General features: G+C 73.5%; 11 protein-coding genes. 2 read left to right on the forward strand and 9 right to left on the reverse strand.

Annotated elements, in window-relative coordinates:
• Positions 1–58: 58 nt before the first annotated feature.
• Entirely contained in the window at positions 59–703 is a 645-nt protein-coding gene (locus DI269_RS24665; RefSeq protein ID WP_112140953.1) for a TetR/AcrR family transcriptional regulator, read from the forward strand.
• A gap of 7 nt (positions 704–710) precedes the next feature.
• On the opposite strand, the gene DI269_RS24670 is transcribed toward DI269_RS24665, so the two are convergent.
• On the reverse strand, positions 711–1,703 hold the full coding sequence (locus tag DI269_RS24670) for an aminoglycoside phosphotransferase family protein (RefSeq protein ID WP_198667728.1): 993 nt from the start codon (positions 1,701–1,703) through the stop codon (positions 711–713).
• A gap of 193 nt (positions 1,704–1,896) precedes the next feature.
• On the opposite strand from DI269_RS24670, the gene katG reads away from it, so the two are divergent.
• Entirely contained in the window at positions 1,897–4,122 is a 2,226-nt protein-coding gene (gene katG, locus DI269_RS24675; protein WP_112140957.1) for a catalase/peroxidase HPI, read from the forward strand.
• A gap of 53 nt (positions 4,123–4,175) precedes the next feature.
• On the opposite strand, the gene DI269_RS24680 is transcribed toward katG, so the two are convergent.
• The 8 genes from DI269_RS24680 to DI269_RS24715 are packed head-to-tail and all read right to left on the reverse strand — an operon-like array spanning position 4,176 to position 12,815.
• Positions 4,176–4,820 carry a maleylpyruvate isomerase family mycothiol-dependent enzyme gene (locus DI269_RS24680; RefSeq protein WP_112140959.1) on the reverse strand — a complete coding sequence of 215 codons (645 nt, stop codon included), beginning with the start codon at positions 4,818–4,820 and terminating at the stop codon, positions 4,176–4,178.
• A 55-nt stretch (positions 4,821–4,875) separates the two neighbouring features.
• Entirely contained in the window at positions 4,876–5,394 is a 519-nt protein-coding gene (locus tag DI269_RS24685; protein ID WP_198667729.1) for a GNAT family N-acetyltransferase, read from the reverse strand.
• Positions 5,395–5,411: 17 nt separating this feature from the next.
• Positions 5,412–6,203 carry an HpcH/HpaI aldolase/citrate lyase family protein gene (locus DI269_RS24690; protein WP_112140961.1) on the reverse strand — a complete coding sequence of 264 codons (792 nt, stop codon included), beginning with the start codon at positions 6,201–6,203 and terminating at the stop codon, positions 5,412–5,414.
• The gene (locus DI269_RS24695) at positions 6,200–7,387 is read right to left on the reverse strand and encodes a CaiB/BaiF CoA transferase family protein (protein ID WP_112140963.1); all 1,188 of its coding nucleotides are present in this window, start codon (positions 7,385–7,387) and stop codon (positions 6,200–6,202) included. The genes DI269_RS24690 and DI269_RS24695 overlap by 4 nt, the downstream gene beginning before the upstream one ends.
• Positions 7,384–9,423, reverse strand: coding sequence for an SUMF1/EgtB/PvdO family nonheme iron enzyme (locus DI269_RS24700; RefSeq protein ID WP_112140965.1), 2,040 nt, complete (start codon positions 9,421–9,423; stop codon positions 7,384–7,386). The genes DI269_RS24695 and DI269_RS24700 overlap by 4 nt, the downstream gene beginning before the upstream one ends.
• On the reverse strand, positions 9,410–10,300 hold the full coding sequence (locus DI269_RS24705) for a ribokinase (protein ID WP_112140967.1): 891 nt from the start codon (positions 10,298–10,300) through the stop codon (positions 9,410–9,412). The genes DI269_RS24700 and DI269_RS24705 overlap by 14 nt, the downstream gene beginning before the upstream one ends.
• On the reverse strand, positions 10,297–11,643 hold the full coding sequence (locus DI269_RS24710; protein ID WP_198667730.1) for an ADP-ribosylglycohydrolase family protein: 1,347 nt from the start codon (positions 11,641–11,643) through the stop codon (positions 10,297–10,299). The genes DI269_RS24705 and DI269_RS24710 overlap by 4 nt, the downstream gene beginning before the upstream one ends.
• Complete coding sequence (locus tag DI269_RS24715) at positions 11,640–12,815, reverse strand: ADP-ribosylglycohydrolase family protein (protein ID WP_112140969.1); 1,176 nt, start codon at positions 12,813–12,815, stop codon at positions 11,640–11,642. The genes DI269_RS24710 and DI269_RS24715 overlap by 4 nt, the downstream gene beginning before the upstream one ends.
• Positions 12,816–12,835 lie beyond the last annotated feature (20 nt).

Below are 12,835 nucleotides of genomic sequence, written 5' to 3' on the forward strand. Positions count from 1 at the left end.
ATCCTCAGCACTGAACCGGCGGCTAGTATGGGCGGGCCCGCACGATCCAGGAGGAGTCATGAGCGACCAGGCCCCGAGCCGCCTCGAACGGCGCAAGGCGCGCACCCGGGCGGCCCTGCTCGGCGCGGCCCGGACCTTCATCGCCGAGGGCCGCCTGAACGCCCCGATCCTGGAGATCACCCAGGCCGCCGACGTCGGCATGGGCTCGTTCTACAACCACTTCGCGAGCAAGGACGAGCTGTTCCAGGCCGCGGTGGAGGACGCGCTCGCGACCTACGGCGAGGCGCTCGACCGCCTCTCGGGCGACCTCGACGACCCGGCCGCGACCTTCGCCCAGAGCTTCCGCCTCACCGGGCGCCTCCACCGGCGCCACCCCGAGCTGAGCCGGGTCCTGCTCCACCACGGGCTCTCGCTGACCGGCCCGATCAAGGGCCTGGCCCCGCGGGCGCGCAACGCCATCGAATGCGGGATCGAACAGGGCCGCTTCCAGATCGGCGACCCCGAACTGGCGCTGGTCATCGCCGTGGGCGCCGCGCTCTCGCTCGCGCAGTTCCTCCACGACCGCCCCGACCGCGACGACGCCACCGCGGCCGACCAGATCGCCGAGGACCTCCTGCGGACCTTCGGCATCGCGGCCGACGAGGCGAAGGAGCTGGCGCATCTGCCGCTGCCCGACCTCGACGAGCTCGACGTCACCGGCTGAGCCGCGCTCAGCCCTTCAGCCACGCCGCCCAGGTCGGGACGGCGTCGAGCATCGCCGCCAGCGCGTCGACCGAGGCGCGGACGGTCCGTCCGAACTGCGCCCGGTGCTCGGCGCTGCCGCCGCGGTGGCCGCAGGCCACCCAGAGTTCCCAGGCGGTCGAGGCGAGCCGGCCGGTGAGGATGGCGGTGAAGGCCGACTCGTCGGCGGGGCCGGGGGTGCCGCCCGCGGCGGTGTACCCGGCGAGGCACGCCTCGACGGAGGCGCGGTCGGGTTCCATGACGCCCAGGCCGGGGGCGCCCATCTCGACGGCGATCGAGACGAGTTCGCCCCAGGCGGTGTTCGGTCCGGCCCAGTCGAAGTCCAGGAGCTTGGGGCCGTCGGTGGTGAGGTGGATGTTGAGGTGGCTGAAGTCGCGGTGGACGACGAGCTTGGGCTCATTCTCGGCCCGGGCGGCCGCGTCGAGCGCGTTGATGCGGATCGCGGCGTCCTTGAGGGTGCGGGCCTGGTCGGCGTCGAGGACGCCGAGGTCGCGGGCCTGGGCGAGCCAGTCGTCCCAGTCGGATTCGGGGTAGGAGGCGAAGTCGGCGTCGAGGTCGGGGTCGGGGGCGATCGCGAGGCGCTCCAAGGCGGCGAAGGTGGCGCCGGCCCATTCGGCGACCCGCGGCGGGACGGGGGCGGGCGCGTGCGCGCCTTCGAGGAACCGTGCGGCCCTGGCGTAGAGGCCGTCGCCGACCTTCGACCACATGCCGCAGGCCTCGCCCGCGGGGATCAGCGGTTCGGCCATGTCGACGCCGGCCTTCCAGGCCGCGGCCTCGAACCTCCCGGCCTGCGCGGTGGCCGGGTACCAGTAGTCGCCGCCGGGCGCCTCCAGTTTCACCACCCAGGTCCCGGACTCGGTCGTGACCTTCCACACCGGGTGCGGCTCGTCGGCCTTGAGGATCTCGACCGGGCCGGTGAGCGGCCCGAGGCCGAGTGCCGCGGCCGCCTGCGCTGGTTCCATGGGCGCCATTCAACAGGGGGCGGGCCGCGAGCGCAAACGGTTTCCGGCGGGGGCGGCCCCGGGACCGGGCCACCGATCGGGGCCCCTGATTTAGACTCTGTCTAAACTACGAGTAGGTTGTTGTTTAGACCTGGTGTGGGGGCCGCCCTGGCAGGGGCTCGGGGCTCCCCGTTGTATGAGGAGGGAATTCCACATGTCTCAGGACCACGAGGCCATCGTCCACGACGCGGACGCGGGGGCCGAGTCGAAGTGCCCGGTCGCGCACGGCCGCGCGCCCGTCCCGGCGCAGGGCGGCGGCAACCGCGGCTGGTGGCCGGACCGGCTCAACCTGCGGCTGCTGGCCAAGAACCCGGCCGAGGGGAACCCCCTCGACCCGGACTTCGACTACGGGAAGGCGTTCCTGGCGCTCGACCTCGCGGCGGTCAAGGCCGACATCGAGCAGGTCCTGACCACCTCGCAGGACTGGTGGCCGGCCGACTTCGGCAACTACGGCCCGCTCATGATCCGCATGGCCTGGCACTCCGCGGGCACCTACCGCATCCACGACGGCCGCGGCGGCGCCGGCGCCGGGCAGCAGCGGTTCGCGCCGCTGAACTCCTGGCCCGACAACGGCAACCTCGACAAGGCCCGCCGCCTGCTGTGGCCGGTCAAGCAGAAGTACGGCCAGAGCCTGTCCTGGGCGGACCTGATGATCCTCACCGGGAACGTGGCGCTGGAGAACATGGGCTTCCGGACGTTCGGCTTCGCCGGCGGCCGCGAGGACGTGTGGGAGCCGGACGAGGACGTGTACTGGGGCCCCGAGACCACCTGGCTGGGCGACGCCCGCTACTCGGGCGACCGCGAGCTGGAGAACCCGCTCGCCGCGGTGCAGATGGGCCTGATCTACGTCAACCCCGAGGGCCCCAACGGGAACCCCGACCCGATCGCCGCGGCCCGCGACATCCGCGAGACCTTCGCGCGCATGGCCATGAACGACGAGGAGACCGTCGCGCTCATCGCGGGCGGCCACACCTTCGGCAAGACCCACGGCAACGGCCCGGCCGAGGCCGTCGGGCCCGAGCCCGAGGGCGCCCCGCTCGAAGAGCTGGGCCTGGGCTGGAAGAACAGCCACGGCACCGGCAAGGGCGGCGACACCATCACCTCCGGTCTGGAGGGCATCTGGACCGACACGCCGACCCAGTGGGACAACAGCTTCTTCCAGATCCTGTTCGGCTACGAGTGGGAGCTGTTCAAGTCCCCCGCGGGCGCGCACCAGTGGCGGCCGAAGGACGGCGCCGGGGCCGGGACCGTCCCCGACGCGCACGACCCGTCGAAGACGCACCAGCCGACGATGCTGACCACGGACCTGTCGCTGCGGTTCGACCCGGTCTACGAGCCGATCTCGCGCCGCTTCGCGGAGGACCCGCAGGCGTTCGCCGACGCGTTCGCCCGCGCCTGGTTCAAGCTGACCCACCGCGACATGGGCCCGAAGGTCCGCTACCTCGGCGCCGAGGTCCCCTCCGAGGACCTCATCTGGCAGGACCCGCTGCCCGCGGCCGACTACGAGCAGATCACCGACGCCGACGTCGCCGACCTGGAGGCGCGCCTCCTCGACTCGGGCCTGTCCGTGCAGCAGCTCATCGCGACCGCGTGGGCCGCCTCGTCCTCGTTCCGCGGCTCCGACAAGCGCGGCGGGGCCAACGGCGCCCGCATCCGCTTCCAGCCGCAGCGCGGCTGGACCGTGAACGAGCCCGACAAGCTCGGGTTCGCCCTCGGCAAGCTCGAAGCGGTCACGGACGCGTTCAACGCCGCGCAGACCGGCGGCAAGCGGGTCTCGCTGGCCGACGTCATCGTCCTGGGCGGCACCGTCGCGGTCAAGAAGGCCGCGAAGGACGCCGGCGTCGACGTCGAGGTGCCGTTCGCGCCCGGCCGCGTCGACGCGACCGAGGAGCAGACCGACGCGGACTCGTTCGCGGCGCTGGAGCCGACCGCCGACGGGTTCCGCAACTACCTCGCGAAGGGCCACCGCATCCCCGCGGAGTTCCTGCTCGTGGACAAGGCGAACCTGCTGACGCTGACCGCCCCGGAGATGACCGTCCTCGTCGGCGGCCTGCGCGTCCTGGGCGCGAACTTCGAGGACGCCAAGCACGGGGTCTTCACCGACCGCCCCGGTCAGCTGACGAACGACTTCTTCCGGAACCTCCTGGCTCCGGGCGTGACCTGGAAGTCCGGCGACAACGGGGTCTACGAGGCCCACGACGACGCCACCGGCGAGGTCAAGTGGACCGGCACCCGCGTGGACCTGCTGTTCGGCTCGAACTCCGAGCTGCGGGCCCTCGCCGAGGTGTACGGCAGCGACGACGCCGCCGAGAAGTTCGCCAAGGACTTCGCGGCCGCGTGGGTGAAGGTCGCGAACCTCGACCGGTTCGACCTGAAGTAAGGCGATGACGAAAGCCGCCGGGCCCGATCGGGTCCGGCGGCTTTCGCGTTGCCTCACATGGAGTCGCAGCGCTCCCGGAGCACCGCGGCGCCATCGCCTTCGAGCTCGTCGCAGTAGGCCGCGCGCCCGGTCATGGCCCCGATGAGGGCGATGGTCGGGCCGGTGGCGAGCGGGCCCGCACCGGCCGCGAACGGGCCGTCGGCCGCTTCGAGGCGCAGCCCGGCGGCGCGCTTGCCGGAGGGGACCGCCATGTTCGTGCTCTGGAAGTACTCGGCCACGGCGGTCGCGGTGGCGACCGGGTGGTCGCGGCGGATGCCGAGCGGGCGGCGCACGTCCTCGCCGTGGACGACGATCTCGCCGAGCATCGCCTTGAGCGGGATCGGCTTGACGGTGCTGGTGACGACGCGCTCGAACCGCTCCAGCGTCTCGGGCGCGGAGCGGCCCAGCTGTCGGCGCAGCTGCATGACGACCTGCGCGTCGAAGTCGAAGCGGCACTTGATCACCCCGGCCATCCAGCGCGGCCAGCTCAGGCTCGCCCCGGCCGTGAGGTGCGCGAGCACTTCGCGGACCGAGAGCCCCGCGCACAGCGACGGGGTCGTCCACGCCTCGGCGTCCAGGTCCGCGAGGTCGGCCGCGAGGGCCTTGCGCTCGGCGAAGGTCGCGTCCCACAGTTCCTGCTTCGACAACGGCTCGGTCACCGGTCCTCCAATCTCCTCTCGCTGAGACTTCGCAGCGTTCCGGGATTCATCGGGCTCAGCCGAATTCGCTGAACGCGGGCGGGTACGCGAACGTGCCGCGCAGGCCCTCGCCCCAGGCGCTGAGGACGCGGATCTGGAAGTACGGGCCCCATTCGGGGTGCTCGGGGGCGATGCCGTGGTCGCTCGCGGGGACGAATCCGAAGCGGCCGTAGTAGCCGGGGTCGCCGAGGAGGATGATCGCCGGTTCGCCGGAGGCGTCGGCGGCGCCGATGGAGGCGTGCATGAGGGCCGAGCCGATGCCCTGGCCGTGGCGGGCGGGGTCGACGCCGATGGGGCCCAGGCCGAGGACGGGCCTGCCGTCGACGGTGCCGTAGGTGGAGAGGGCGTGCCCGGCGATCTCGCCGTCGACTTCGGCGACGAGGGAGAACTGCGGGGCCCAGGCGGCGGTGCCGCGGAGGGCATCGACGAGGTCGGCCTCGCCGCCGGAGGCGTGCGGGGCGCTCTTGAACGCGGCGGTCTGGAGGGCGTGGACGGCTTCGCGGTCGCCGTCGGTTTCGCGTCGGATGTAAGTCACCGCATGAGTATCCCTTGCTAGGGGTTCGCGGAGGCGAGGATGGCCCGGGCCCGGCCGAGCATCGCCGGGTCGACCATCTCGCCGCTGGGGAGGGTCGCCACTCCCCCGCCTGCGAGGGCGGCGACGACCGCTTCGGCCCATGCGGTCTCCTCGGGGCTGGGCGCGAAGACCTCGCGGATCACCGGGAGCTGCTTGGGGTGCACGGCGGTGCGCCCGCGCAGGCCCAGGGCGCGGCCGCGCTCGGTGTCGGCGCGGAGGCCGTCGAGGTCCTGGATCTTCGGGTAGACCGAGAGCATCGGGGCGGGCAGGCCCGCGGCGCGGGCGGCGACGAGCACGCGGATGCGGGCGTAGTCGAGGACGACTTCGGCGGTGGAGCCGAGGTCGCCGGCGAGGTCGGCCTCGCCGAGCGCGAGCGCGGCGACCGCGGGGTGCCCGGCGATCGCGGCGGCGTTCTGGAGGCCGCGCGCGGACTCGATGAGCGCGGTCAGCGGCAGGCTTCCGGCGAGGGCGGCGATGACGCCGAGGTCTTCGGGCGCTTCGACTTTCGGGATGCGCAGGCCCACGGCGGCGCCGGTGGCGCGGACGGCCCGGATCTCGTGGTCGGCGCCGACGTTGACTCGCACCTGGACGGCGGGCCCGCCGGTGCGGGCCTTGAGCCAGGCGGTGACGTGGTCGAGGGCGGCGGCCTTGTCCGGTTCGGCGACGGCGTCCTCCAGGTCGAGGATGACGACGTCGGCGCCGGAGGCGGCGGCCTTGTCGAAGCGGTCCGGGCGGTCGCCCGGGACGTAGAGCGCGCTGACCGGGTTCATACGATCCCCTTCTCCCGCAGTCGTTCCAGCTGTTCGCGGGTGACGCCGACCTCGGCGAGCACCTCGTCGGTGTCCTGGCCGTGGCGGCGCCCGGGCCAGCGGATCGCGCCGGGCGTCGCCGAGAGCCGGAACAGGACGTTCTGCATCTTCACCGGCCCGAGCTCCTCGTCCTCGACGGTCTGGACGGTGCCGATCGCCCGGTACTGCGGGTCGGCGAGGACGCCGCGGACGTCGTAGACGGGGGCGACGGCGGCCTGGGCGTCCTCGAACGCGGCGACGACCTCGGCCGTGGGCCGGGCGCCGATCCAGGCGGCGACGGCCGCGTCGAGTTCGTCGGCGTGCTCGGCACGGGTGTGCCCGGAGGCGAACCAGGGCTCGGCGACGAGGTCGTCGCGCCCGACCAGGCGCAGGACGCGCTCGGCGATCGACTGGGAGCTGGTGGAGACGGCGACCCACTCGCCGTCGCCTGTCTTGTAGACGTTGCGGGGCGCGTTGTTGACTGAGCGGTTCCCGCTGCGCGGCTGGAGGAATCCGAGCTGGTCGTAGGCGGTGATCTGGCCGCCGAGGAGCATGAGGATCGGCTCGATGATGGCGAGGTCGATGACCTGGCCGGCGCCGTCGCGGTCGGCCGAGCGGAGCGCGACCATGACCGCGTAGGCGGTGGCGAGCGCGGCGATGCCGTCGGCGAGTCCGAAGGGCGGCAGCGTGGGCGGCCCGTCGGGCTGGCCGGTGAGGGCCGCGAACCCGCTCATGGCCTCGGCGAGGCTGCCGAAGCCGGGACGGCCCGAGTAGGGGCCGGTCTGGCCGAACGCGGTGACGCGGGCGACGACCAGGCGCGGGTTGGCCTCGTGGAGGCGGTCGGGGCCCAGGCCCCAGCGTTCGAGGGTGCCGGGCCGGAAGTTCTCGATGAGGACGTCGGCTCCGGCGACCAGGCGCAGCAGCAGGTCGGCGCCTTCGGGGGTGCCGAGGTTGACGGTGACGGTGCGCTTGTTGCGGCCCAAGGTCTTCCACCACAGGTTGACGCCGTCCTTCGAGGGCCCGTGGCCGCGGGAGGCGTCGGGTTTCGTCGGGTGCTCGACCTTGACGACGTCGGCGCCGAAGTCGCCGAGGAAGGTCGCGGCGATCGGCCCGGCGAACAGGGTCGAGACGTCGAGGACCCGCAGGCCCTCCAGCGGCGCGGTCATGATGCCTCCCCGTCGGTGTCGTTCAGAGGCAGGTCCCAGGCGATGCGGAAGCCGATGCTGCTTGAGCGCTCCAGGCCCAGGCCCGGGAGCAGGAACTTCAGGCTGAAGGACGGGTCCTGGACGCCGCCGTCGGTGTACCAGTCGGAGCCTTCAGAGCGGTGTGCGCTGCCGCCCTTGAGCATCGCGAAGCGGGTGACGCCGTCGGAGTGCTCGCTCTCGGTCCAGTTCCACACGGCCGGTTCGCGTCGCGTGAACCCGGGCCCGGTCGCGGCGAGCTGCCATTCGAACTCGTCGGGCAGGCGGGCCCCGGCCCAGGCCGCGTAGGCGCGGGCGTCCTCAAGGGACACGCCGGTGACGGGGGCCGCCGAGTCCTCGGCGCCGGTGAGGAACCGGTGCGGGACCTGCGGTTCGTAGCCGCTGCGCTCCAGGAAGAGCCGGTACTGCCTGACGGTGACCTCGTTGGCGGCCACCGCGACCGGCCCGGTCTCGACCTGGAGGACCTCCTCGCGGTCGTCGTGCAGGCGCGGCGGGAGCGGCTTCCACTCCTCGACGTACGGCGCGCCCTGGTAGAAGCCGGTCTCGCGGCGGCGGAACGTGACGCGCAGTTCGCGGCGGCCGGGGGCGGGGCGGACCGCGGTGTTGGGAGGGCTCGTGATCACGGACGGCTTGGGCTGCAGCCGGATCGCTTCGCGGGCCGGGAAGGTCGCGTCGGAGGAGCCGGGGTCGGCGGCGGCCTCGCGCAGGAGGCCGTCGAGCCAGGCGGGGGCCTCGGCGCCGGGGGCGAGGTCGAGGACGCCGGCGATGCCGCGGGCGGGGACCTTGATCGCGCCGGTGACCTCGGTCCCGGCAGTGACGTCGAAGCGGCGGCCGGTCGCGGGCGCGGCGAGCGGGTCACCGACCCAGTCGATGTCGCGCCGGTTCACGATCGTCCACAGTGTCACGTCATTGTGCGTCCAGCGGGAGGCGTAGACCCCGGCGGCGACCGCTTCGGGGGTCGCGCCGTCGAGCGGCGCCCACTCCCCCTCGACGAGCACGTCGGCGGCGGCGCGCTGGACGCGGAGCATCCGGCGCAGCGTGGCCTCGTCGCGGCGGTTCCAGCCGACCCAGACGCCGAACACGGCGTCCCACACCAGGATCCCGGTGCCGTTCATCCACGCGGACTGGAGTTCCCCGGAGTGGTCGCGGTTCCAGCGGCGGATCGCGTGCATCATGTGGCGGCGCTCGTACCAGTGCGCGCGCTGCACGCCGGGCGCCTCGGAGTCGGCGAACCACTGGGCCCACGACAGGAGGTGGTCCTCGATGCGCGCGTTGGCGACTCGCGATTCGCCTTCGAGGACCCATCCTTCGAGGGCGCGGGTGAGGGCGGCGTCGCCCTCCTTGAGGGTGTCGAGGAAGACGCCGTCGGCGCCGAGGTCCTGGAGCAGGTCGGCGAGTTCGGCGGCGTCCTCCAGCACAAATTTACGGCTCGCAAGCTTCGCCGAGGAGGCGGTGCGGCGGGTGCCGGTGTCCCAGGGGTTGTAGTCGACGAAGACGCGCAGGCCGCGGTCGTGGAACTGGCGCACGAGGTCGGCGAGGCCGGCGACGTCGCGGTAGTAGTCGAACTGGTTGCGGTCGTCGATGCCGATCACGGGGTAGGCGTGCCAGAGGACGAGCCCGTCGAGGCCGCCCTGGGAGGCGATGGACTCCAGGAACCGGTCGACGGTGAAGCGCTGCTCGGCGTGGTCGAACAGGCGCTCGTCCCACAGCCACACCTGGGCGACGGCGAAGGCGCGGGCGGCCCAGCGGGTCGCCTCGTCCTCGTAGGCCTTGCCGCTGTAAGCGAGGCGGTCGCGGGAGGCCTCGCGCCAAGTGGCGAGGTCGTCGCGCCAGGCGGGCCAGTCGGCGGGGTCGTCGGGGGCGGCGAAGATCTTCGCGACGTCCCCGGCCGCGGGGTCGATCCCCCCGCCGGGCGGCAGGGTCGTGGGTCGGTCGATGGGCCTGGGCACCAGCGGGTTGAACGTGTTGGTGGCGGCCTCGTCGGGGTCAGCGTGCGTCACGGAACTCCCGCACCTCCTCCAGGGTCGGAATGGACGGGACGGCGCCCTTGCGCTGCACGCTGATCGCCGCGGCGGCGGTGGCGAAGCCGGTGGCGGCGACGAGCGCTTCGAGGCCCTCGCCGTCCAGCGCGGCGGCGAAGGCGCCCACGAACGTGTCGCCGGCGCCGGTGGTGTCGACGGCGTTGACGGTGTAGGCCGGCACGGGTACGGGGGCTTGGCCGGGGACGCCGACGAGGGCGCCTTCGCCGCCGAGCGTGATGATCACGGCGCAGCCGTGCCCGGTCAGGGCCGCCATGGGGTCGGGGCCGGGGCCGGTGAGTTCGGCGGCCTCGTGCTCGTTGACGACGAGCACGTCCACTCCGCGCAGGACGTTGAGCGGGACGGCGGTGCTGGGGGCGGCGTTGAGGACCACGCGGGTCCCGGCGGCCTTCGCGACCCGAACGGCCTCAGCGACCGTGGGCACCGGGGTCTCCAGTTGCAGCACGAGCACATCGGCGCCCGCGATCGCTTCGCGTTCGGGCGCGGTGAGGTCGGTGAGTTCGGCGTTCGCGCCGGAGTTGACGACGATGGAGTTCTCGCCGCGGCGGTCCACGTAGATCGAGGCGGTGCCGGTCGGGGCGTCGGTGCGCCGGTCCAGGAGCGTGATCCCGGCGGCGCGGGCCTCGGCGGCGAGGCGGTCGCCGTTCTCGTCGCGGCCGAGGGCGGTGATGAAGCGGGTGTCGGACCCGGCGCGGGCGGCGGCGACGGCCTGGTTGTTGCCCTTGCCGCCGGGGAACGAGGCGAAGCCGAGCGACAGGACGGTCTCGCCGGGCGCGGGGATGCGCTCGACGTCGTAGACGAGGTCGAGGTTCGCGGAGCCGAGCACGACGACGGTCATTGCGAGACCTCCAGGGTGCGTGCCGCCAGCGCGGAGAACCGGGCGCCGGCGAAGCCGGGCACGGAGGTCGCGTAGCGGTCGTCGAGCGGTTCGATCCATTTGGGCGGCAGGGCCTTCGCGCCGGTGAGGGCGCCGGTGAGCGCGCCTGCGGTGGCGCCGACGGAGTCGGTGTCCCAGCCGCCGGAGACGGCGAGGGTGACGGTGTGGTGGAAGTCGCCGGCGCCGCGGGCCAGCGCGAACGCGAGGAGCGCGGCGTTGGGGAGGACGTGGACCCAGTGCAGGTGCCCGTACCGGGCGTGGAGGGCGTCGACGGCGGCTTCGTCGTCGAGGGGGCCTTCGGCGAGGCCGGTGCCGACGCGGATCGCGGTGGCGTAGCGGGAGTTCTGAGGGACGACGGACAGGCCGGCCTCGATGACGGCGTCGACGGGGGCGCCGGTGACGGCGGCGGCGCTGGCGGCCGCGGCGAACATGGCGCCGTAGACGCCGTTGCGGCCGTGGGAGAGTCGCGCGTCGGTCCAGGCGAGCAGCGCGGCCTCGACGGGCAGGCCCGGGCGGGTCCAGCCGTAGAGGTCGGTGCGGATCTGCGCGCCGATCCAGTCCTGGAACGGGTTGCGCACGCGTCCGGCGCGGTCGGGTTCGACGCCGTCGAGGAGGTTGCGGTAGGCGATGCGCTCGGCGGTGAAGACGCGGCCGCCGGGGAGGAGGTCGAGCCAGGCCTGGGCGACGTGGTCGGTGGTGAAGCCGGGGCCGTGGCGCTCCAGGAGTGTCAGTGCGATGAGGGGGAAGTTGAGGTCGTCGTCCTCGGGCATGCCGTCGATGTTCTCGGCCAGGCTGGTGGGGCGCGAGCGGCGGTTCCACGGGTGCGCCAGGGCGATCGCGGGGTCGAGGCCGTGCTCGGTGAAGTACCCGTCGAGGGGCCAGTTGCCGGTGGACTTCGCGATGGCGCGGATGCCGTCCAGGGGGAGCTTCTCGACGGGTTTGCCGAGGAGGCATCCGGCGGCGCGGCCGAGCCAGGCGCCGAGGACGCGGTCGGCGGCGTCGCCGGGCTCGGGGAGCTCGGGCGGGGCCGCGAGGGCGAGGACCGGGCCGAGGTCGTCGGGTTCGTTCGCTTGCAGCGCTTCGGGGTCGGGGAGCCGGTCGAGTTCGGCGAGGAGTTCGCGGGCGAGGCTCCGGAGGGCCTCGGGTGCAGGCTCGGGGGTCGCGCCGGAGACCGGTGCGTCGGTGGAGCCTCCGGCGGCGGTCCAGCGGTCGCGGATCGCGCTCGCCTCGCGGCCGTCGAGGCGGGCGGCTTCGAGCGCGTGCGGGACGAGGTCCTCGGGCTGGGTCCAGGAGAGGCGGATCATGCGGCGGCCCCGGCGAAGGCGCCTCGGGCGGCGGCGACCTGGGAGGCGCGGGCGGCGTCGGCGGCCCAGACGTCGCGGGCGACGGCGGCGATGACCGGGCCGGTGGCGGTGACGTCGATGCGGGAGTTGTCGCTGACGTCCTTGACCCACTCGGCGGGGACGGCGTCGAGGCCGCCGAGGGCGCCGGCGATCGATCCGGCCATGACGGCGATCGAGTCGGAGTCGCGGCCGTAGTTGATGGAGCCGAGGACGGCGTCGCGGTAGTCGCCGCGGGCGGCCGTGAGCATCCCGAGGGCGACCGGGAGTTCCTCGATCGCCTTGGTGCGGCTGGGGATGCGGGCGTCCATGGCGGGGGCGCGGTAGTCGGGGCCGACGGTGTCGTAGGGCTCGACGGCGCGGCGCAGCTCGGCGAGGCCGGTCCGCCAGTCGGAGATGTGGCGGGCGGTGTCGACCACGGCGGCGATGGCGGCCCTGGTGCCGTCCTTGGCGAGGCGCAGGGCGGTGGCGACGACGGATTCGACGTCGGCGCCGGGGCGCATGGCCTCGGCGACGGCGGCCGCGTAGACCCCGGCGGCCTCGCGGCCGTAGGAGGACTGGTGGGCGCCGGCGACGTCGATGGCCTCGGCGTAGGCGGCGTCGGGGCTGCCGGCGTTGACGATGCCGATGGGGGCGACGTACATGGTCGCGCCGCAGTTGACGATGTTGCCGACCCCGGCTTCGCGCGGGTCGATGTGGCCGTAGTGGAGGCGGGCGACGAGCCACTTCTCGGCCAGGAAGATCCGGTGGAGCAGCAGCGCCTCGGACTCGAACTCGGGGATCCACCGCTTCTCGCCCATGAGCAGCGGCACCAGGTGGGTCGCGATGGCGTGGGCGTCGAGGTGGCCGCGGACGGTGTCGTACACGTCGACGAGCGCGGCGGTCATGAGCGTGTCGTCGGTGATGTGCCCGTCGCCCTTGTGGTACGGGGCGATCGGGCGGGCGTTGCGCCAGTCCGCGTTGAACGGCGGCACGATCCCCTCGATGAAGCCGCCGTAGCGGTGCTGGATCGCCTCGGGCGTGTTCCCTTCGGCGGCACCGCCGAGCGCGTCGCCCACCGCGGCGCCCGCGAGCGCGCCCGTCGCCTTGTCCACCAGGATGTCGTTGAGCGGAGCGGTGTTCAGCGGCAGGGTCATCGTGTCTCCTCTAGATCCGG

It is taken from the genome of Glycomyces dulcitolivorans, from assembly GCF_003265355.1.
Taxonomy (GTDB): domain Bacteria; phylum Actinomycetota; class Actinomycetes; order Mycobacteriales; family Micromonosporaceae; genus Glycomyces; species Glycomyces dulcitolivorans.